Here is a 22,557-nt window from a genome sequence, read left to right as displayed (position 1 = left end):
TGATCTAATTGCGCTTAACTTTTATGTGTTACGACACTTACTCACAGACTCATTCGCTTATCTACTAACTGTTCACAAAATATAGGGTTTAATTTAGTCGTAATCAAAAAATGACTGTCTTTAGATAAAGAATAAAACATATCTTCTTTTAAGTAATATGTCATATAAGAGGATGGCACATCTAAGGTGTAAGCTTCGTTTTTTCTTAAAAATTCAATATTTTCTTATTGACTAAATTTTCTTTTGTATAAATCCTATTACCTATTTTTTCTAAACAATACAAAGACGACATAAATAGTAGGCTTTTGATATCATGCCAAACTAATGAAAGTAATAACCTGCCCTATACTTATTGCCATCCCATTTAGTCTGCTTATCAGCTTTTATATCTCAAGGGAAAAGTAGATAGTCGCAATAGTGATTTAAAGAATTACCTGATAACTCTTCTAAATCAAATACAATCTTTCTTTTATCATTATCTATACACCACGTTTTAATATTACCTAAGCTAGGTAATACTTTTTCTACGTCTTCGATAGGCACATAAATCTTTGTATTAAACTTCTTAGAAATTGTTTGTAAAAAGTTCATTATGTCAAAAGAGCTAATTTGAAGTTCAGTCCCTACGTATAGCAATGCTCTAATCTTTACATCTTTAAAATCATAAACATCATCTGTTTTCATATAAAAAATAGACATGGATATATCAAATTTATCATCATTATGACGATGCTCTATGGCTCCATATTCATCATCGATATCAAAAATTATATTCGAGGTGGGAAACCTTTCTATCATCAAGTCTTTTAACTCATTAATATTAAATTCATTTTCAAATAAAATATTATAGTATCCATCCAGTTCATCTTGTTGCATTGTATACCTCTGCCGCTCTATTAAAATCATTCTGATTGAAGTCTGGACGACCAGACAGATTAGTACGTGTTTGATTGATATTGCCCTTATTCCTGACAATTTGTTGTAAATTCTTATACTCTCCTCGAGATAATCTAAACATTTCATTTGGATTACGTGATGATACAGGAATTAGACTGTCCGATGTGTTCGGACCTCCTCCGGCGTGTGTCTGATATGTTCTGCCATTTATCTCAATTTGCCTTTCACCGCTTGGTCCTCTTGATGGTTGACCTCCACCTAGCCTTATTTGGATAATATCATGTTCCATATTGACACGGCTACTGACCACTGTATTAACGTCTCTAACTAGTACATTTTTACCACCAACACTATCTACCTTATGTCTTTTGTTAGGATTCTGGACATTAGGTCTTATAGCCTCCCATGCATTTGCGTCTGGGTTAGAAGAAGAGTTGGTTCTCTGTCCTCCACTACCACCAAGTTCTATGTTTAACTGGACAGGACGCTGTGCTGTTTCTCGCTGAAATGCTCGATAAGCAGCTTCAGGATTAGGATATGTTCTTCCTGACGATTGCAGGAATCTACTTAATGCCTGATATTCTAATACCTCAGCTTGAGAAATTTGATTGTTTGGACGTGCTGTAGAAATCCCTCTGAAATTAGGTAAATGTCTACGTATTGCCAATGTTTCAAAAGCAATAATATCTCGTCTTTGTTGTTGTTGCGGACTTCTAACTGTTATCCCTCTGCGATTATCCTCAAACGCATCGCCAGCGTTCTGCTGAGTCTCTAACTTCTCTTTATCATTTGCGAGTTGCTCCTGCTGAGCTTTAGCATCATTAGTAGCCGTGATTGGTCTTGGCGTAATGGTCGTGCGTTCTTCCGCGATTGCGCCACTGTTCGCCCATTTGCCAAGGTTAAAGGCGCTGTTACCTGTTTGACCCATGACATCAGCCGCGAACTCTCCTTGACCGTTTTGATGGGCACCTTCATGATTAATGAGTTCAACCACATTACCCATACTATCGGTAGCAATATAAGTATCTGTACCATTGATAACGTTGGTTGTGCCTCGAACACTATCTCCATTTACGTTACGCAGGTCATCAACGAGACTGATTTGAGTGCCACTAGCATCAGTACCTTGAGTGATAGCAGCATTAAGCTGATTGAGGGTGTCTTTGTTATCAACACTGTTAGTCAGCTCGCCCTCTTGTATGGCTTCTACAGTCGCGGTAAGATTAACAGTATCATCACTCATACCTGTTTCTAGATTGTTGACGAGCTGAGTAACGTTGTCTTTGGCTTTATCAATGCCTGATTTATTAAGACTATCAGGGTTGCTATTGCCGTTGTCTAAGAGTCCCGCTGCGATGGAGGGAACGGCTAGTCCCGCAGTGCCAGTAATAGCAACAACGCCTTTAACATTCTTCCCAAGCTCTCTTTGTTCTTTGACAATCTCCTCTCGACCTGCACTGGTGAACACTCTTGCATCAATACCCGCATCAATATCAAGACCACCGGTTTGTATATCTTTGATGATGATCTCAGTATTCAAAGCATCACGGTTGACTCCTGCTAAGCTGTCATTGCCTGTGAGAGCGTCGCCTGTGACAATCGCCCCTTGTCCAATAGTAGCAAGCGTTTTACTTTCAAACTCTTGACCAGTATTACCGAGCTGGAGACCGACATTGTTCAGACTCTTACCTGTAGCCGTGCTACCTATGCTTAGACTGCCGCCGATGCTCTTTTGTTCTTGGGTTGCGGTGTTGATAAGATCTTTGGTGACTAGAGTGCCTGTGGTGAAGTTGAGGTTGCCGTTAGTTTGGTTGCCATCGCTATCGGTGTTGATATTAGCGATGATGCCACCGATGTTAGTGGTGCTGCCTGCGGTTAGGCTGTAATTGTCACCGCTATAGATGATACCGCTTTGCTCAGCGACGGTTATGCTTTGACTGCTACCACTGGCTTTATTGGCTCCGATACTGCCACCGCTTGGAATACCGCCTGCGAAGTTGATGCCTAGGTTGCCCCCTGAGCTTTTATTACTGCTGCTGGCACTGTCTTGGACAGTTTCGATATTTAATGTGTCCGTGGCATAACTGCCACCACCAGCATTGATCCGACCACCAGTTAAATCAGTAGTACCTGCATAGCCATTAAACTCTCCTATGTTAAGCTCGCTGTTGGTATAGGTAGTGCCTTGAGCTTGTGACTGACTCTGCTGGGTACTGACACCAAGGCTGGCACTGCCTGTGGTGCTGATGCTGCCGGTTTGGCTATTGGTTTTACTAGTGCTGCTACCACTACTCGTGTTGGTACCTGCGTTGAGAGTAAAACTGCCAAGGTTATCAATGTTCAGCTGTCCGATATTGCCTTTGAGTCCAACCCCTGTAAAGTCATCTCCGACAAAGGTAGCATTAGCGCCGTTAAGCTCAGTGCCTTGCCATTTGCCTTGGGTTTGCGTATCGGTAGTTTTAGTTTGGGTATTCTCAACGTTAGCTGAAGCACTAAAGCCTAGGGTGCCCGCAGTATTAGCAGCACCAGCGGCGACACTACCGAGATTAATTTGGGCATTGGCAAGATTGAGGGTGGCAGCAGCTAGGTTGATCTCATAGTCTTTGATGGCATCTTGACTTAGCTCACCACGTGATACTCTGTCTTTGGCGTCACGAAGGTTGTTCTTAGCAGCGGCGAGGGCAGAGCCTGCTTCTTTGACTTGTTCAGCGGCGCTAATGGTATCTACTGCCGCGTGATGTACGTCAACACTGATGCGAGTGGTGTCTGTTTTATTGCTTTGGGTGACAGTTTCAGTATCTTCAATACCTCCTAAGACAGTAGTCTTAGCGCCAATCAATAAGCTACCTGTCTGTTGATTGGCATTGAGCTTAGCGGCAGTGGTGGTGAGGCTACCATCAGTCATATCACCTAAGACGACGATGTTGTCACTGTTGACGACGACGCCTTGATTCGTCCCCGTTGTGGTGGTCTTGGTATCTTCAGTCTCGGTGCGAACGACTGCTCCTAACTGTAAGCTGTCGCTGTTCAGCTTGATGCCTTCGCCACCAATGGTTTCTTTTTGGGCAGTGGTAGTGGCAGTGGTAGTACTAGTTGCTACCCCTAAGTCAATATCTTTACCTAGTACGTATGTGCTGCCGCCCGCTTGAGTGGCGGTGAACTGGGTGCCATTGGCTTGAACGGTTTTACCACCGACTAGTATGTTTTGTCCTTCTAGGCGACTGACGGCTTCGTCTTTGCTAGTGGTAGTCGTGCCGCTGCTTTCGCTAATAGTAATGCCATCGGTGATACCTAGTGCACCACCGACGACACCTGCGACTTGCATTCCTACTTTGGCAATTCCTTTATAGGCCTTTTGCTTTTCATCCCACTCACGGCTATTAAGCTCAATAGTGCCAAAGCTTAGGTTGTCTATAGACCCTGATTCAATGATAGGTTTGCCGTTGTCATCTAATCTTAAGTTGCCTTGGCTATCAGTGGCAAGGGTGGCATCGCCTACTTGCAGGATACCGTCTCTGGCCTGCAAACTAGCGCCGTTGATAGCGACATTTTTGCCATTAATATAGACAGTGCCACCACTGATGCCCGTCTCATTAAGCGTCTCGCGCTCGTAGCCTTTTTGTGCGCCTGTTTCTTTGTAGAAGTTGCTGGTGCTGCGGGTTTCACTCAAGGCGGCTTTATCTACGGCTGATTGAACGGTGACCTTGCCGTTCATAGCGGTGACTTTAGCAGCGCCAACGGCTTTTACGTTTGAGCCTATTAAATTGACGTTACCGTTCTCTGAGTCGATTGAAACGCTGTTACCATTGATATTAGTGATCAACGCATTATCTTCATAAAAGTCAACACTTTCTGAAATTCGTTTACTTCCATACCAGTTGCTTTCTTTTGATTTTGAGGCAGTACTAAGATTGTTTGTACTACGACCCTCGATGAAGTCGACGTTGCCATCGGCAAGGATACCAACATTGCCAGTAGTGCTACTGATTTGAGCCGCGGTGCCACTGATGTTGTTGCCGGTTAAGAGGATGTCGTTGTTACCTGTGATTTGGCTACCAATATCGGCTGATGCGCCTTGGTTATAGTAGTTATTACTATCAAGAATGCTGTTGGACTGATAGCTGACATTGACCGCATCAAGAGTGACATCGCCTGTGGCGTTGATGACGCTGCTACCGCCTTGGTTGTCAAGACGACCTGCTGCGAAAGTAGTGTTACCGCCAACGCTTGCGACAAAGGTAGTTAAGGGGTTGCCATTAGCATCTGTCTGACCTTTCAAATCATCACCAACATAGATGCTGGCGACTTGGGTGATGCCGGTGCGGGTGGCATTACTAGCACCATCGACTGCATCACTAGTATAGGTGAGGCTTTTATTATTTAGATCACCGCCGACATTGAGCTGCATAGCACTGTCCGCTGCAATAGTGCCGCTTAGATTGTTTAGGTCGTTTGTGGTGCTGATTTGAACAAAGCTGCCTTTGATGACACCGCCATTGGCATTAGTGATGTTATTGGCACTAATGGTGATGCTTTGATGACCGATGATGTTGCTTTGGCTGGTAAGATCGCCTGTTAGATTGACGTCGATATTGTTAGCAGCAATTAAGTTGCCAGTACCGTCAATCTGACCAGCCGCTTGGCGGGTATAGACTTTAGGGACGAGCACAGACTGCGTACTACCATCTGCTAGGGTGATACTTTGTTCTACGAGCCATACCATATCAGTGGTGAGGTTAGCGACCTGCGCGGCACTTAGGGCAATACCTGGGCGTAAGTTAAGGGTTTGGGCTGCAGTGATCCCTGCATCCATTAGTCCTTTATACTGAGCATCTTGATCAGCGTAGTTGGCAAGGTAGTAGCGACCTGTGAGCATCATGATCTGATCACGAATATACTGCTGCTCATAGTAGCCATCACCTAGACGCTTTTGAGTGATAGTGGGATCCAGCTTTAGGCGCTCTAGCATGTAGCTTGATGACAGCCAGTTTTTATAATTAGCAAATTCAGAGTCAGTTTCAATCAGATAATCGGCATCGCTATCAGGATTAATACCAAACAAACTACTATCAGGTAAGCTTGGCGCAGTGCCACTACTACGAATCTCATCGGTTGGGGTGCTAGTAACAGTGAGGCCATCAGCATTCGTGACGTTTTGAGCCACGACCACTTTATCGATGTCTTGCTTTAGAATAGGGAGCTGATAAGACTCTAATTTTTCAGGCGCTTGAGTGTAGGCCCCTTTATTATCTTTCTCAATTTTATGACCGCTACCAAAAAATCCTGAGGACTCCACATGCCTATAGATCACTTTACCGTTTTCGATGTATTTGGTCTTAAAGCCTTGTAAATCGACATCGCCAACATTGGTGATATTATCGCCTGTGACAAGAAATCCTTCTCCTAAGCCTAACTGGCTTTTGTCGTTATTAAGCTGATCGCCTTGCAAGGTGATCACGCCACCTGAGATGATTCTAGAAGGGTCTGAGACAACGGTTCTATCCTCAGTGATGCGCTCATCGAAGTTAAAGATGTAAAAGTTTTCGCCACCACTTGAGCCTAGTGGCTCATCGGTTGCGATAACATAGAGATCTTCATCGTCAAGCTTACTGTCATCCCGTAGCTCTACTTCCTCTTCATCATATTTACGTCCATCTTCTGTGCCTGCATACTGGTTCTTATCTTTGACCTCACTGATAGTAAAGGCCTCTTTTTTAAAGTCAGCATTGACGTTGTTAAGCAAATTAGTGCTAATCGTCATATTACCGACTGACTCGATAGAAGCACCTTTATTGTTCACGGTCGTCGCGCGACCTACCGCTTGCTGATTGGCATCTAGGCTGCCACCGATATATAGCGCACCATTACTAATGAGACGAGCTTGACCACTAAAGTCCTCATTGAATTTTCCGCTACGGGCTTGGTTGGAATTATTATTTAACGTTGTAACCCCTATATCCAAGCGATTACGCGCGGCAATGACAGGTGCTGGATCTGAGCTATCAGTACCCGCATCAGGCGTATTGTTTAAAGTATTAGCCGCTATCGCTACTTGATCACCATAAATGCGACCACCACTATAATTATTAACGCTATCAGTAGCGTTTAGATAGGTATTAATCCCATTGATTAATCCGCGATTATCGATATCAGTGGCTGCATTGAGTTGAGTGGTGCCACTACTGGTCAGCTCGCCGTCTTGTTGGTTATCAATACGGTTGGCGGTGATCGTTAGTGCATTTTGTCCAGCAACTTTAGTAGTGTTAGTAAAGACCCCTTGAGTAGTAAGCGCTAAATTGCCTGCTTGGATATTATTATTGTTGTTATTAATAGTAATGTCATCAAGAGTGTTAATAGCGGCGCGTTGCACACCGATGATAGTGCCATCAGTATTACTATAACCTTTGGTATTAAGAGTTAGGTCTTGATCGCTTTGCAAACGACCTTGGTTATTGATTAAATTGCCACGGTTATCAATACTTAAATTACCTTGGCTACTAATGCTACCTTTAGTATTGTTGAAATCGTCGCTGTTGGTGATTACATTAGCGTTACTCTGAATAACACCTTGATTATTATTGATCTGATTTTTTGCACTTAGACTGATGTCACCAATAGCCCCGATTGTACCTTGAGTATTATTAATCTGATTGGCTGTGCGAATGTTAATGCTATTCGTCGCGGTAATTTGACTATTACTATTATCAAAGCTTGCTAGTTGCCAGTCGATATTCTCAAGCTGCACGCGACTATCGGTATTGATTAAGCTACCACTATTGGCAATATCTAAGCGACCCAGCGCGAGACTCGACTTACCTTGATTATTAACACTATCGGCGGTGGTATTAATCTTGCTATTGCTATAGATACTGCCGCTGTTAGTAATGTTGCTAACGGTGATAGTACCGTCACGAGAAACAGGGGGTAGGATGACAGGGGTAGGCTCTGAAGGGTTCGTCGTACCACTATTCTCTTGTACTGTACTGCCATTATTAGCCGTTGTTGGCGGATTAGTTGTTGGGGCGGTAGCAGGCGGCGTACTAGCATCAGCATACAAGTCTTGACCAATGATGCCGCCTTCTTTGTTAATTAGTGAACTTGTAGTAACACCTAGCTGACCACTACCCGTTTGCAATAATTTACCAGTATTGTTTAAGCTACTGGCGTCAATATCGAAGCTACCCGCAGCGATCTCACCTGAGTTAGCAATAGCGCCTGTCTGCTGCAAGCTTGCCGTATCATAACTGCTGATCACACCACTATTATCAAGCGAGCTACTAATGAGAGTAGTAGTATCTTGACTGCTGGCAATCGTGCCTGAGTTATTTACAGAGTTGCCACTAGTATTAATAGCTACTTTGCCTTTGTTCGCAATTAGACTGCCCATGTTAATCAAGTTACCACTAACATCAAGCTGTAAACCACCAGCGTTTGAGGCAATAATGCTACCCGCATTAGTGACGCCCATACCTTTTTCAGTACCGATCAGACGGATTTTACCTGCATACATTGCACCCAGCGCTGACACATCAAGCGCCACGCCTGTCGCTTGATTGCTACTAGCAGAACTTTTAGGCGTAATGATTGAGTCTGCGCCATCAGCCTCGTAGCTAACGGTATTATTACCGGTAATGACGTCTAAGTTTTTGGCATAAACCGCGGCATTAATCTCCGTGGTTTTCGCTAAAATCTGTGTATAGTCTGATGTACTGCTATCTAAGCCATCGCCATCAACCCGAATATTACCCTCTTTTATATCAAAGCCGGTCACGCGGCCTTGATCCATCAGTGCCTCACCTGTCGTAAGCGTCGTGCGCGCGGCATTAATAAAGCCGCAACCTGCGCAGGTAATGCCAGCAGGGTTAGCAATGATAAGCTCAGCTCTCCCCCCTGCAATCTCAGTGAAACCTGTCAAACGACTTGGATCACTTGAGTTGACCTCATTTAAGATGACGCGAGCCTCACCGCGGGCGAGATACGGATTACCTTCAACCCAGCCAGCGAGCTGGGTCTGCGCATTGACGCGGCTATTATTTAAGATAGCGCCATCAGCACCAACATCGAACTGACTAAAGACGTTGCGTGAGACCCCAGCGGCACTTGGGCTTTGGATATTGACTTGCGTCGTGCCACTTGCCGTCGCAAGTATCGTGGCTTGTTGATTCGCCGCTGCATTACGATCGGCGATGATAGCAGTATTGTCAGCATGAGCAGTGAAACTAGCGCCTGCTACGATAGTCGCAATGCCTAGTGATAACAAGACTTGGGCGCGTAGACTATTTAACCTGCCACCCTGATAGCCACCGCTATTGCTAGAACCGCTAATCTGAGAGGTACTAGCGACTTGACTAATATCGCTGCCACCCTCACCTGCATTACTGGTTTTGCCTTGTGAGCGTGCAGCTTCGGACACCACCATGAGCATACCACGGGCTTTGTTAAAGATAACTCGATAGCATTGTGCGTTCATAAAGATGTCCTTGGATGTAGATAATTTAATATCAAATTAGGTCGTGCAAATGTTTTTAGATTCTAAGCGATTTAAATAGTAGAGCTTGAATGGTGCTTAACTTTAAAGCTTGAGTTGTACAGCTAAGCTATCAGAGCTTTAGCTTAATACTGCCAACCTAAGCTAAAGCCAGTTACCCAGTCTTTATCACTAAAGTTATCCGGCTGCGCGAGCGGATATCCTGCAAATAAGTCATAGCTTGTGCGTAGTGGCGTCACATAACCTTTGACCCCGACCACACCGCCAATCAGATGATGACCTAGTAGCAAGTCATCTTGCTCACTATTATCGAGCTTGACGTATCCTGCATCGACGCCTACATAAATTGCGTGCGGTCTATCACCGATATAAGCGCTGAGCTCTTGTCTAAGCAGTGCGCCATGATCACCGCTAAGACTACGATCACCATCGAAGCCGCGTACTGTGTAGCGCCCGCCAATGATTAAGCGCTCATTGGGTACGAGTGCTTCGGTGGCATATTGACCCCTAAAGGTCGCGCGGTAATTGAGCGCTTGGTCAGCGACGCTTAGCGGACGGCTCATATCGATGTTGGTCTTGATAATACCGGCGCGCGCACTACCTTCATTAAAGAGGGCTTCTGGCGGAGTAATCGCATTAAAAGCACCGGTGCCACGCTGATAGAGGATGTCACCTAACCACTGCGTCTTTCCAATAACCGTCTCATAGCCGACACCGACTCTATAGCCTGCCGTACGGCGGCGCTGTACTTCAACCTCAGTATCATCAATAAAGTTGCTTTGCTGTCTGGCAAAGCCGCCTGCTTTAAGGAAAGTCTTACTATGATTGTCACGATGGACGAGTTGTGAGACTAATAGATCAGTGTTATAGGACTCACCGCTATAGACGTAATCTTGATTGATACCGGCAATGGTTTGATCATAGTTATAACCGCTATGGGTTAGCGTGATTAGAGTATTATCTATAGGTAGGACATAACCGACGTTATAGCCGTCGCTACCATCGCTATCCTCATTACCACCATCGAGATCACGGTTATAGGACACATACAGTAGATCATTATTCCAGGTCGGATTATCCAGCGACAAGGTTACGTTAGCTTGATAAACTCCCGTACTATCTTGCCCTGAGTCATCGACGCTCGCTGATAGACGAAAGCGGCGATCCTGCTGCCATTTCACTCGAATATCACTGTAGCCAGGGGTACTCATACGGCTACTTGGAATAATAGAGAAATCCGCATCAGCGGTTGGTACACGTTTAAAGTTCTCAAGGGCTTGCTCGATATCACGTACATTTAGCAGATCACCGGACGTCATCGGCATGGCAGGGGCAAAGTTGGCAGGGTTGCCCGTATTGTCAATATAAATAGGACGACTGGCCTTAATATCGATAGGCGCTATCTGATCGATACGACCAGGAATAAGGGTTAAAAATAAGTTGCCCGTTTTAAGATTTTGATTCTCAACTAAGACGCGAGTGGTGACATAACCTTTTTCAATGATACGGTTCTGCACGTTAGTAACCAGCCCATTGATATCGTTAACCGATAGACAACGACCGAGCATCGACTCAGAACCTGTAGTAAACGGGCGCAAAGCAAAGTTGAACTGATCGCTAAGCTCGCCAGTGAGATAGATGTTGTTGATGTCAAAGCATGGAGTTGATGCAGGATCAGTATCTGGACTAGCAGAGGATGGCGTAACTTGAAATTCAGTGGTGTCAATGTTGACGTTGGGTCTAGTCAGCTGTTGTTGTTTTAAGGCCTCGGTGCGCTGTTGTTGAAATTGATCAGGGGTAATCGTATTAACGCCAATGGCAGTGGGCAGAATATCCTCTGCGGTAGCTGATTGGCACATTATGATAAATAGTGCAGCTATGCTAATTGGTAAAAGTCGATGAGTAAAACGGGGTTGATTAGCACTAGCAAGATATGTATACATAAGTTCACCATAAATATAGTCAACGAAGTATGATATCAACAAGTGTTCAAAGCAAGCCTTATTTATAGTTATTTTAAGCCTATATTATTGTTTTATATACCTAATACATTTCATATTTGTAGAATACGACGATTACTTAATCATACTTCATACCTCAATTGATACTTATTATTTTACTACACAAATACTCTATATTATTTTTGAAGTGAATAAAATATATCAAAAGCCAGACACAAAAAAACCTCAAGTAAACTAATACTTGAGGTTGAAACTTTGCTTAAACTTAAAAAGTTAACTAAGTTTTAAATATGGCGCAGCGGACGGGACTCGAACCCGCGACCCCCGGCGTGACAGGCCGGTATTCTAACCAACTGAACTACCGCTGCTAAGGTCGTACTAGCTTTTGTCCTTTCTTCTATAAGAAGATCAGACCCACTTGCTAATAAGTGGTGGGTGATGACGGATTCGAACCGCCGACATTCTGCGTGTAAGGCAGACGCTCTACCAACTGAGCTAATCACCCTGAGCGCCGTTAAAAAATTGCACTGCAATTTTAGGCGCGCAAGAGAAATTCTTTAAATAGAATTTCTAAAAACTCTGCATTAAACTAAATCTAAAAAGCACTGCTTTTTTAGGTTCGCAAGAGAATTTTCCTTAAAGGGAAAATTCTAGAATATGCAAAACATCTCTGCTTTCTCAATTCTATTCGAAATTCTCTACTAAGAATCTCTAAAAGTCATAACGTCTAAAGTTGTCACCCTCTAAACTTGCCTTTAACAACTTAGAACCAATTAAAGCCCCTTGCTGTGGGTGTGTATTATATAGATTTACACTTGGCTGTCAAACACTATTTCAACATTTATGACGTATTTTTGCCTATTTTATTACCTATAACTATAAGCATCTGTTTTTGTTGATTTTATAATTTTCCAAAATATAAAATTCTTTCGTATAGGCTGCATTCTTCTGTATAGCTTCTGTATAGAGGATTACTTCGCAGCGAGCGCTTGTTCTATATCCGCTTTAATAGCATCAGGTTTAGTCGTTGGTGCATACCGATCAATCACTTGTCCATCACGACCAATCAAAAACTTAGTAAAATTCCATTTTATGCCATCAGTCAATAGGCCACCCTTTTGATCCTTTAGCCAATTGAAAATAGGATCGGCATCTTTTCCATTGACATCGACTTTGCCCATCATTGGGAAACTGACACCATAGTTTTTTTGACAAAATGCGCCAATTTCATTGTTACTACCAGGGTCTTGACTGCCGAACTGATTGCACGGGAAACCAATCACTGTTAGTCCCTGATCTTTGTACTGCTGGTATAGCGTCTCTAACCCTTCAAACTGCGGGGTAAAGCCACATTTGCTAGCGGTATTGACCACCAATAACACTTGCCCTTCGTAACCAGCGAAAGACTGCGTGGTGCCCTCCATAGTTTCAGCGCTAAAATCGTAAATATTACTCATTATATATCCTTAATTTTCATTAAATTTTTGCGTACGTGAGACTTAGTAGTAGTCATGGCCAATAAAAATAAGGGCGCTAGTATTAGCTCCCCTACTAAATATCAATAAATTGCTAAACCGTAGCCGCTAATACAAGCGTATCAGTGCTCGTTTTTGTCCAAGTCAATAGATACGGAGTTAATGCAGTAGCGCATACCTGTGGTCTCACGCGGCCCATCAGGGAAGACATGACCCAAATGTGCCCCGCAGTTGCTACAAGTGACCTCAGTACGACGCATACCTAGCGAGTCATCGACATGCTCATCAATCGCGGCATTGTCGACACCTTGATCGAAGCTTGGCCAGCCGCAACCTGCATCAAACTTATTATCTGAGTTGAATAAGCTAGCACCGCAGCCTTTGCAGCGATAAACCCCTTTATCATCGATATCATTATAGACGCCAGTAAAAGGGCGCTCAGTGCCCTTCTCTCGCATCACATGATACTCATCACTCGTTAAACGCTGCTTCCAATCGGCTTCCGTTAACTGCGCGATTTCGTCTTTGTTAAGTTGCTTGTCTTGCATGAGTTATCCTTATATTATCGTTTACCTAAGAGCTTAATATTTGAAAGCTTGTTATCTAAAAAGCTTAACTTGTCTAAGATATGGTAGTTATGGTCTGTGTTACAAGATGAGATCAGTTATTTTTACCAAACTTAAACGCAATTAATATTTATTTTTTGGGAATTATAATCGAGTTGTATCAGCAGAAAATCACTATTCAATAGCCCAAAACAACAGTGACGCTTTGTGTAAGTTAGGTTATAGCCTCCGTTATCATAAAGCTTTACTTTAGCGAGGTTTTCAATACAATTCTTAATAGGATAAATGCAAGTAAATCTTGCAATTTTATTATAATAAACCGCTTGCATACTTATCGGAAATGCAATAATATCTTGCATTATGTGCTGAATGAAGTTTAGGTATTTATATCGGCTTTAGATATAGAGTGAGCTACTGAGCTTGTTTTTGGACTAAAAATTATAATAAGTTAGTTATACAATAAGAAATCAGAGTATGTCCTAAATCTAAGTATGTCTTAAAAATAAAGTACGCAGTATGTTCTATTCAGTCTTTAGATCAATGGTTTAAAAAGGGTGAGATGATAATGAAAGACAGTCAAGATAAGTCAGCCCAAGCTGAGCGTTTGGTAGCACTGCGCCGTGCTAAGGGCTTAACAGCAGCGCAGTTAGCAAAAGAGATGACAGACGCTGGCGCTAAAGTGAGCCGCGGTGCTATCTCTAACTGGGAGCGTGGCACTAACGGTATCGTATCATCGAAGCTGCCTACCTTGGCTCGACTATTAGGCTGTAGTGAAGGCTATCTACTACGTGGCGATATCAACGATAACCCTGATAATCTCTATAACTCGCATGCTGACATTAGTAACGATAACGATCAATCAGCGACCAATGTAACCTTAGCGGTTCCTACTGATACTCAACCACAAGATCAGTCTCAATCTGAGCAAACAACCAATAATAATGTTAAAAATTCACAGTATAAAGCTATGGAAGGTAAAACTATGAGCATTCTCAAAAAATCCGATAAACTACAGAACGTTTGCTATGACATTCGTGGTCCACTACTCAAAGCGGCCAATCAGATGGAGGCAGACGGTCAACGTATCCTTAAATTAAACATTGGCAATCCTGCGCCGTTCGGCTTTACAGCGCCGCATGAGATCATACGAGATGTGGCAATGAACCTGACGGAAGCCATTGGCTATTCAGACTCACAGGGTATCTTTTCAGCGCGCAAAGCGGTATTACAATACTATCAAGCTAAAGGGTTTTTATCGGCGGTTGACGTTCGTGATATCTATTTAGGCAATGGGGTGTCTGAGCTTATCGTGATGACAATGCAGGCATTGATGAGCGATGGTGATGAAGTGTTGATTCCTAAGCCTGATTATCCGCTATGGACAGCAGCGGCTAACCTTGCGGGCGGCAAAGCGGTACATTATCGCTGTAACGAAGAGGATAACTGGCAGCCTGATATCGAAGATATCAAATCTAAGATCACTAGCAAAACTAAGGGCATCGTTATTATTAACCCTAACAACCCTACTGGTGCCTTGTATACTGACGAAGTACTCAAACAGCTCGTTGAGGTCGCAGTAGAGCATGATTTAGTAATCATGGCTGATGAGATTTATGATCGCGTTCTTTATGATGATGCGACGCATACCCCTATGTGTACTTTGACCGATCAAGCGCTAGTTTTATCCTACAGTGGGCTGTCAAAATCGCATCGTATCGCAGGTTTCCGTGCCGGATGGATGATGGTTTCTGGTCAGAAAAGCCATGCTACCGATTTTATTGAAGGCTTAGATATGTTAGCCTCTATGCGTCTATGCTCAAACGTACCAGGCCAATATGCTATTCAAACAGCGATGGGCGGCTATCAAAGCATGAAAGAGCTGACCTCTCCTAAAGGACGCTTGACTAAACAGCGTGATCTAACGACCTCTCGCCTAAATGCTATTCCAGGTATCTCTTGTACTAAGCCTCAAGGTGCATTTTACTGCTTCCCTAAAATGGATCCTGCCATTTATCCTATCGAAGATGATATGCAATTTATGATGGATTTATTGGTCGACGAAAAAGTATTAATGGTACAAGGTACGGGCTTTAATTGGGATACGCCTGATCATTTCCGTGTAGTATTCATGCCGAATTTAGATGAGCTTGAGAATGCTATGGATCGCTTAGATCGCTTCTTCGCCAAAAAACGTAAGCAGTATGGTACGGACAAAGTGGTCAATGATCAGGCGAAAGACTCTAAAACTTCTAAACCTGAAACCGCAGATGCTTAAGGCTTAATGGCTACTTGATAGGCATGTTATATGGATTAAAAAAACGCTTAGCGATACATTATCGCTAAGCGTTTTTTATTCGGCACTATTTTCTTAACGGACAACGATACTAAAACTGACCTAAAAAATCTGTATTAAAATCACAAAGCTAAGTGCTGACATAATAGCTGCCGCCGGTAGAGTGATAACCCATGCTAAGCCAATAGGTTTCATCAATGCCCAATTGGTATCTCTATTAACGATACCGATACCTAACACAGCACCTACTAAGGTATGAGTGCTCGATACTGGTAAGCCCATAGTGGACGCACCCATAACCACAGCAGCAGCCGCAAGCTCCGCTGAAAATCCAGAAGCAGGATGCATTTTAGCCAAATTAGTACCGACGGTCTGAATGACTTCTTTACCAATGAACCAAAGACCGACGATAAGCGCGACACCAAAGGTTAGCATGACCGCAGGAGGTACAGCTGCTTCTGATGCAATACTATTAGTACGGATGACATCCATAATCGCCGCAAAAGGCCCAACTGCATTGGCAATGTCGTTAGAGCCATGACTAAAGGCAAACGCCGACGCGGTGAATACCTGCATCCAGCTAAACATAATAAAGGTCGCTTTGGTCAGGTCTTCTTTGTGCTTACCACGAATACTCTTGGTATAAACAAAAGTCGCCAGCCATACCATCGCAGCGACCATACCCATGATTAAAAAGCCTTGCAAAGTCGTCATATTATTATTGACGTTTTTGAGACCTTTGAATATCACCAATGAGGACATAACTGCCCCGCCTGCAGCAGCAATGATAGGTACCCATTGCTTAATGGCTTTTAAGGTATCTAAATTACTACGCTCATTCTCAATCTTATAGAGGCTCTTGTAATAGTCAGTCTCTAAATCTTCAACGACACAATCATCGTCTTTATAGATTTCTTGGTCACGAAGCATAGCTGAGGTATAAGCCAATTGCTCAGACTCTGTCATAGCCTCCAAAAATACTTTGTGCTCTTGCTTTAGAGCCTTTTTATTATCTTTTAAAGTGACAAGATAAGCCTCTGTTCTATCATTATACTCAATGATGTTTTTCTTAATCTGACTATATAATAAATAAGAGATCAAGCCGCCAAGCAGTGGCGATAGCACCCAAGAGATAGCAATAGTGCCGATAGTGCCCCAATTCACTGTTGAGAGCGCCATTTCGGTACCCCCTAAAGTGATACCTAGCACAATAGAGCTACCGACTACCCCGCCGATGATGGCATGGGTCGTTGAAACAGGCAAACCCTTACGAGTTGCAAATAGTAGCCAAAACGCAGCAGCGATCAAAGCTGAGAGCATGACATATATGAACTGATTGGGACTGACGGCCAAACCGTCCAAATCAACAATACCGCTACGGATGGTATCGGTTACTTCACTGCCTGCTAGTACCGCTCCAGACACCTCAAATATCGCAGCTATTCCCAATGCTTGGGGGATCGTTAAGGTCCCAGCGCCCACTGAGGTACCAAAAGAGTTGGCGACGTCATTACCGCCAATATTGAATGCCATAAAGACACCAAAAGCAGTAGCAGCAAGAAACAATGAGGTCTGCTGATGCATGGTGTAGTCAAGGCCCCACCATAAAAAATAGCCCGTCATACCAATTAACAGTATGGCAAAGAATATATTGATTCTCATGGAGCCGACATCTTTGGTTGATGCGTTAGAACTGCTACTATTACCCATAGATTAACACGCCTTGCGTAAGCTGAATGATGGCTCTACGATTGATGCCGTTACCTTGCTATTTATACGATAATTTTAATAAATACAAAACATAAATAGCAGCGTAACGTAATGATATTTGAGATAAAAAAGTGAAGTATAATGCAGGCCATCTTAACTATGCCCAAGCAAAAACTTCGGGCATATTATAAAGCTTATTGCCGTAATAATGTTTTATTTAAGACTTCACTAGGATTATTTTTCTATAAAGTGATTTATTACAAAAATAGGGCCTGTCTGAACCTTCGACCCTATTATGTTTATTTTAAGACCGTTGTCAAAGTAATTGTATGACCCAGCAAACGCGCCTTAATAAAAACCTTAAGCTTTTATCATCGCTTCAAGCTGCTTGATGGCGTGATCCAACACTTGCAAACGCGCACTACGCTTATCGTTAGTTGCAATAATGCACCAAGGCGCAGCTTCAGTGTCAGTACGTGCCAGCATATCAGCTGCCGCTTGCACGTAGTTGCTCCAGTTATCACGATTGCGCCAATCATCATCGGTGAGCTTAAACTGCTTGTGCGGCGTATCGGCGCGAGCCTCAAAGCGCTCTAATTGCTCCTCCTTATCAATCGCCAGCCAGTATTTGATCACCAGCGTTCCTGCATCGGCCAAGTCAGCCTCAAAGCGATTGATTTCATCATAAGCGCGCTGCCACTCATGCCCCTCGGCAAACGCTTCAATACGCTCAACCAATACTCGCCCATACCAAGTACGATCAAAGATGGCGATACGGCTAATGCGATCGGTTTGCTCATTGGGCAGTCGCGTCCAAAACCGCCATAAATAAGGATGCTGTAGCTCATAAAGCATCGGTGCACCAATGTTATAGATTTGATATTCGCGTGGATCAAGTGGCGCTACCATGCGCTTGATAGCGCCGCCTTTGCCAGCTGCATCCATACCTTCAAAAGCAAACACCACATGACGACCATCTCGAGCGCGTATGAGCTTGGCAAATTTGGCTTGTTTGTCTGCTAGCTGCTTTTGATAGTCTGACTTGTCCAAATCAGGGTCTTTCATCTTGGTTAACGGCTTGGGAATATCAGCAGCCATAAACGTATTAGTATGGCTGGTAGATTCAGCTGGCTCGTCAGCCAACGGTTCAGAATCAGATTCACGACTACTCGCTAAGGCTCTTTGCATCGCTTGCAATACCTCGTGACAAAAGCTAGTAGTGGCTTGCTCTTTATCGCTACCATCTATGATGATCCAATCGCCCTGCTCGCGTAATAACGCGGTGGCAACCTTATTGAACTGCTCGACTATCTCAGTATCATTCCAGTCAATCTGATACAAAAACTGCGGGTCTACGTCATCATCATTTAGTCTCTCTTTTAGGGTTTCGGCATCGATATGAAACCAGCATTTTAATACTTTGGTTTGATTAACCGCCAAGTCGCGCTCAAAAGCGTCGAGCTGATCCAGCTGTTGCTGTAGATAGTTTTGCCACTCAGTGATAGGTAGCGCTGATAAATTAGCTGAGCTTTCGCTCTTTTTATCTTCACTTTCACTTATCATGCGCATGATGTTATATAGCAGATCGGCATACCAGTTACCAAAATACACCATCACATCGCCGTGGCGCGGCATAGCTTGCGTATGTGCTTGCCAAATAGGTTGATAATCTTGTGGTGGATAGCCGATAGTCGCCTCGACTTTTAAGAGGCGCGGATCGACCCACTGGCGTAATTGCTTGACCGCACTACCTTTGCCTGCCTGCTCCATGCCATTGACTAACACCAGTAATCCTGTGGGCTTATTGGTTGATGACGGCGTTTGCTGGCGAGTGGCACGCAGCGCAAATTGAGCGGTGACTAGCGCCAGCCTTAGCTCATCTTTATCTAAGGAGAACTCGCTCAAGGGATTGGGCGTTAGTCGCTCATTGACGACTTGTGAGTCAACCTGATCATGGGTTGCTGAAACTATTTGCTTGGACTTATTCTTCGGCATAGTTAGACTCCTTATATAATTAAGCTCTTTATAATAGTTAGGCATTGATATAAGTGGGCACTCATTTGCATAAGTAGGCAGTTATAGGCTCAACCTACTTTTATGCTTCAGACTTAATAATAGCATTCACCTTATCCTTATAAAATTGTGCTATGTAACAGTTTGGCATTTGTATTAGCCACGCTTTTCTTTTACTGTTACTTATACAGAATATCCATAATAAATATTTATACCTATTCTTATACTTATAGTTACTTTTAGATAGTTGATTGCTTACTTTTAGAGCTGACGTTTTTATAGCTAAAGATTTATTGTGGTTTATTATTTATGTTTTATAGCTTAGCGTTCTACGGTTAAATGATTTGAGGGTTTAACGGTTTAAAATTATATAGGACTGGCTGTCATGACTGCTTTTGTAGAGTTACAACAACACTTAAAGCGTTACTGGGCGTTGCCTTATCATGATGATCCCAAGCTTAATACGGTACTCAATGAAGTACAAGCGTTGCAGCGTCTACGCATTCAGCATACGCATAGCGAATTATTTGCGCATCCTAACCATCAGCTGATGGCAAACTACTTTTTGACTCAATTATATGGTGGTAAAGAGTTTAAATTACTTGCCATCCAACTAGCGCGGGTTTTGCCCAAAGCCAAAAAGCTTGAAAGTTTAATAAAAGAGTCTGCTTTAACCACAGGTAGCATGGCGATTGAAGCGGCTGTTTTGGCGGTTGAGTTGGATTTAAATTTAGCCCAGTGGCTCATTTCTCATGATCTACCGGCTAATGAGCACAACATTATGCTCGCTTATAGTACGCTTGATGAGTCCGATGCGCGTCGTAACCAGATCAATAATCTAAAAGAGGTCTGCTACCGTACCGATAAATACTTAAATTCGTTCTTTTTGCATAAAGCCTTTCAGCTCGCTAAGAGCACGGTTTACAGACTTAATTATCAGCTGCTCTACGACTTTGTCGAGGCAGGATTTGACGCTATGAAACCATTGGATAGCGTTAGTAGTTTTATTGACCCATTTTGTGCGCGCGAGATGATGATTATTGATAGAATACAGCAGGATAAAGACGGCAAGATTAATCCGTTTACTGTATTATAGACGGTTTCATTTCAAAGTTTTTCACATTCAATAAAAGCAATAGGATTATCAATTATGGCCGCTCTAAAAGAACTACAACGTCACTTAACGCATTATTGGGCACTGCCTTATCATGAAGATCAAGCACTTAATGATAAGCTCAATGAAGTACAGGCTTGGCAGCGTGCCCGTATCCAAGCCACGCATCGTGAACTGTTTGAACAGCCAAAAAATAAGCCTATGGCCGATTACTTTATTACTCAGCTTTATGGCGGTGATGACTTTAAACTATTGGCTAAGCAGCTAGAGCGTATCTTGCCAAAAGCCAAAAAGCTTGAGCGTTTGGCTAAAGAGTCTGCCTTGGAGACGGGCAGTTTGGCTATTCAGGCAGCTATATTAGCCATTGAGTTGGATATGCATTTAGCACAGTGGCTAATCGCTAATGATTTATCAGTGAATGAGGATAATATGCTCGCCGCTTATCGCGGTGTTGATGAAGCCGATGAGCGCCGTACTCAGATCAACACTCTAAAAGACGTCTGCTATCGTACTGATAAGTATTTAAATTCATTCGTGCTGCGTAAAGCGTTTGGATTAGCCAAGAGCACCGCCTATCGCCATAATTATCAGCCTTTATATGACTTTATGGATGCAGGTTTTGCGGCGATGAAACCCCTTAAAAGTGTTGGCAGCTTTATTGATCCGTTTTGCAAGCGTGAACTTGAGATCATTGATCAGGTTCATGCCACTGATAATGACGGCAAGATAGCAGCGTTTGAGGTATGATAGCCTGACCCTAATAAGAAAAATCTATTTAATCAAAACTAGCCGCAATATACAGCTGGTTTTGGTTAAAAAACTATACTTTAAAACCCATACTTTATATTACCCATTCTTTGTATTATAAGTGAAGAGATAACTTTATGAGCGACCCTATCAATACGAACGCTACAGATACTAGAACTACTTCTCAAAGTCAGATCCAAGACAAACTTATCAAAGATAGCATAGCTCAGCAGCAGAATATCAGCGCGCAAGCCCAAGCGCGTCAAAGCCCTTTACCTACTGCGGATAGCTTTACCCAAGTGGCAGACTTGCCCCTTGGCGCGCCTCAGGGTCAACAAACAACGATGCCTGACAGTGAAAACAGTAATCATAAAAAGGCGCCAAGCAGTAAAGATGGCGCACCTATTGCGAATAAAGCCGCTACCCAGCAAACACTCTTCAATCAGCGTGATGATATTAACAATCCGCATACTGCTGACACTGACGGCGCTGAGCAAACTCATTTTGGCTACAAAACAGTCAATAAAGCGGAAAAGCAAGCTCGCGTCGCCGATGTGTTCACCTCAGTTGCCAAAAAATACGACATTATGAATGACTTGATGTCATTTGGTATTCATCGCCTGTGGAAGCGCTACGCTATTAGCTTATCAGGCGTTCGTGCAGGTCAGCACGTCTTAGATATCGCTGGTGGTACGGGTGATTTGGCTAAAGTATTCAGCCGTGAGGTCGGTCGTAATGGTCATGTAGTGTTGTCTGATATTAATGCGGCGATGTTAGAAGTGGGTCGCGAGCGCTTGATTAATGCAGGCTGCAATAACGTCGACTTTGTACTGGCTAATGCTGAAACGCTTGCGCCTTTTGAGGATGAAAGCTTCGATTTAGTCACCATCAGCTTTGGTCTGCGCAACGTCACCGACAAAGACGCTGCCTTAAAATCTATGTATCGTGTCCTCAAGCCAGGCGGTCGTTTATTGATTTTGGAATTCTCAAAGCCTATTTTTGAGCCTTTATCTAAAGCCTATGATCTATACTCATTTACCGCGCTGCCGATAATGGGCAAAATCATCGCCAATGATTCTGAGAGTTATCAGTACTTGGCGGAGTCTATCCGTATGCATCCTGATCAGCAGACACTTAAGCAAATGATGGAACAGGCTGGGTTTGATAATTGTGATTATCATAATTTAACCGCAGGTATTGTAGCGGTGCATCGTGGCTTTAAAGCTTAATAGCTTTGTAATATAAAAGCCTTACAAGCTAAAAGCGTGAGGGTTTGATAATTAGAAAACGTAA

The 22,557-nt window shown here is 43.3% G+C and carries 11 protein-coding genes and 2 tRNA genes; 4 read left to right on the top strand and 9 right to left on the bottom strand.

Annotation, left to right across the window (positions count from 1 at the left end; genetic code table 11):
• Window positions 1-390 precede the first annotated feature (390 nt).
• The 7 genes from Q9G97_RS04040 to msrB all read right to left on the bottom strand — a co-directional run bounded on the left by Q9G97_RS04040 (window position 391) and on the right by msrB (window position 13,369).
• Window positions 391-876, bottom strand: coding sequence for a hypothetical protein (locus tag Q9G97_RS04040; protein WP_305899811.1), 486 nt, complete (start codon window positions 874-876; stop codon window positions 391-393).
• The gene (locus tag Q9G97_RS04035; RefSeq protein ID WP_305899810.1) at window positions 863-9,367 is read right to left on the bottom strand and encodes a filamentous hemagglutinin N-terminal domain-containing protein; all 8,505 of its coding nucleotides are present in this window, start codon (window positions 9,365-9,367) and stop codon (window positions 863-865) included. The genes Q9G97_RS04040 and Q9G97_RS04035 overlap by 14 nt, the downstream gene beginning before the upstream one ends.
• Before the next feature lie 143 nt (window positions 9,368-9,510).
• Window positions 9,511-11,244 (bottom strand): ShlB/FhaC/HecB family hemolysin secretion/activation protein, encoded by a 1,734-nt coding sequence (locus tag Q9G97_RS04030; protein ID WP_305899809.1) that lies wholly within the window; start codon window positions 11,242-11,244, stop codon window positions 9,511-9,513.
• A gap of 393 nt (window positions 11,245-11,637) precedes the next feature.
• Window positions 11,638-11,714: transfer RNA gene (locus Q9G97_RS04025), tRNA-Asp, on the bottom strand.
• A 61-nt stretch (window positions 11,715-11,775) separates the two neighbouring features.
• Window positions 11,776-11,851: transfer RNA gene (locus Q9G97_RS04020), tRNA-Val, on the bottom strand.
• A gap of 466 nt (window positions 11,852-12,317) precedes the next feature.
• Complete coding sequence (locus tag Q9G97_RS04015; RefSeq protein ID WP_305899808.1) at window positions 12,318-12,803, bottom strand: glutathione peroxidase; 486 nt, start codon at window positions 12,801-12,803, stop codon at window positions 12,318-12,320.
• Between the two features lie 140 nt (window positions 12,804-12,943).
• Entirely contained in the window at window positions 12,944-13,369 is a 426-nt protein-coding gene (gene msrB / locus Q9G97_RS04010; protein ID WP_305899807.1) for a peptide-methionine (R)-S-oxide reductase MsrB, read from the bottom strand.
• A gap of 583 nt (window positions 13,370-13,952) precedes the next feature.
• Between msrB and Q9G97_RS04005 the strand changes: the two genes are divergently transcribed.
• Entirely contained in the window at window positions 13,953-15,662 is a 1,710-nt protein-coding gene (locus Q9G97_RS04005; RefSeq protein WP_305899806.1) for an aminotransferase class I/II-fold pyridoxal phosphate-dependent enzyme, read from the top strand.
• Window positions 15,663-15,782: 120 nt separating this feature from the next.
• Here Q9G97_RS04005 and Q9G97_RS04000 read toward each other — a convergent pair whose 3' ends face one another.
• The gene (locus Q9G97_RS04000; protein WP_305899805.1) at window positions 15,783-17,390 is read right to left on the bottom strand and encodes an inorganic phosphate transporter; all 1,608 of its coding nucleotides are present in this window, start codon (window positions 17,388-17,390) and stop codon (window positions 15,783-15,785) included.
• A gap of 360 nt (window positions 17,391-17,750) precedes the next feature.
• Window positions 17,751-19,385: an ATPase gene (locus Q9G97_RS03995; protein WP_305899804.1), complete on the bottom strand. Its 1,635-nt coding sequence runs from the start codon at window positions 19,383-19,385 to the stop codon at window positions 17,751-17,753.
• A 403-nt stretch (window positions 19,386-19,788) separates the two neighbouring features.
• On the opposite strand from Q9G97_RS03995, the gene Q9G97_RS03990 reads away from it, so the two are divergent.
• From Q9G97_RS03990 to ubiE, 3 genes are all read left to right on the top strand, one after another.
• Entirely contained in the window at window positions 19,789-20,499 is a 711-nt protein-coding gene (locus tag Q9G97_RS03990; protein WP_305899803.1) for a hypothetical protein, read from the top strand.
• 54 nt (window positions 20,500-20,553) lie between these two features.
• Window positions 20,554-21,264 (top strand): hypothetical protein, encoded by a 711-nt coding sequence (locus tag Q9G97_RS03985; protein WP_305899802.1) that lies wholly within the window; start codon window positions 20,554-20,556, stop codon window positions 21,262-21,264.
• 344 nt (window positions 21,265-21,608) lie between these two features.
• Complete coding sequence (gene ubiE, locus Q9G97_RS03980) at window positions 21,609-22,493, top strand: bifunctional demethylmenaquinone methyltransferase/2-methoxy-6-polyprenyl-1,4-benzoquinol methylase UbiE (protein WP_371747926.1); 885 nt, start codon at window positions 21,609-21,611, stop codon at window positions 22,491-22,493.
• Window positions 22,494-22,557 lie beyond the last annotated feature (64 nt).

The organism is Psychrobacter sp. M13 (genome assembly GCF_030718935.1).
Classification (GTDB): domain Bacteria; phylum Pseudomonadota; class Gammaproteobacteria; order Pseudomonadales; family Moraxellaceae; genus Psychrobacter; species Psychrobacter immobilis_G.
This window is presented reverse-complemented; position numbering and strand designations above follow the sequence as displayed.

What these genes read in the sequence shown, in the direction of transcription:
- Q9G97_RS04040 (WP_305899811.1), bottom strand. Translation starts at nt 876, where the DNA reads ATGCAACAAGATGAACTGGATGGATACTATAATATTTTATTTGAAAAT.
- Q9G97_RS04035 (WP_305899810.1), bottom strand. Translation starts at nt 9,367, where the DNA reads ATGAACGCACAATGCTATCGAGTTATCTTTAACAAAGCCCGTGGTATG.
- Q9G97_RS04030 (WP_305899809.1), bottom strand. Translation starts at nt 11,244, where the DNA reads ATGTGCCAATCAGCTACCGCAGAGGATATTCTGCCCACTGCCATTGGC.
- Q9G97_RS04015 (WP_305899808.1), bottom strand. Translation starts at nt 12,803, where the DNA reads ATGAGTAATATTTACGATTTTAGCGCTGAAACTATGGAGGGCACCACG.
- msrB (WP_305899807.1), bottom strand. Translation starts at nt 13,369, where the DNA reads ATGCAAGACAAGCAACTTAACAAAGACGAAATCGCGCAGTTAACGGAA.
- Q9G97_RS04005 (WP_305899806.1), top strand. Translation starts at nt 13,953, where the DNA reads ATGAAAGACAGTCAAGATAAGTCAGCCCAAGCTGAGCGTTTGGTAGCA.
- Q9G97_RS04000 (WP_305899805.1), bottom strand. Translation starts at nt 17,390, where the DNA reads ATGGGTAATAGTAGCAGTTCTAACGCATCAACCAAAGATGTCGGCTCC.
- Q9G97_RS03995 (WP_305899804.1), bottom strand. Translation starts at nt 19,385, where the DNA reads ATGCCGAAGAATAAGTCCAAGCAAATAGTTTCAGCAACCCATGATCAG.
- Q9G97_RS03990 (WP_305899803.1), top strand. Translation starts at nt 19,789, where the DNA reads ATGACTGCTTTTGTAGAGTTACAACAACACTTAAAGCGTTACTGGGCG.
- Q9G97_RS03985 (WP_305899802.1), top strand. Translation starts at nt 20,554, where the DNA reads ATGGCCGCTCTAAAAGAACTACAACGTCACTTAACGCATTATTGGGCA.
- ubiE (WP_371747926.1), top strand. Translation starts at nt 21,609, where the DNA reads ATGCCTGACAGTGAAAACAGTAATCATAAAAAGGCGCCAAGCAGTAAA.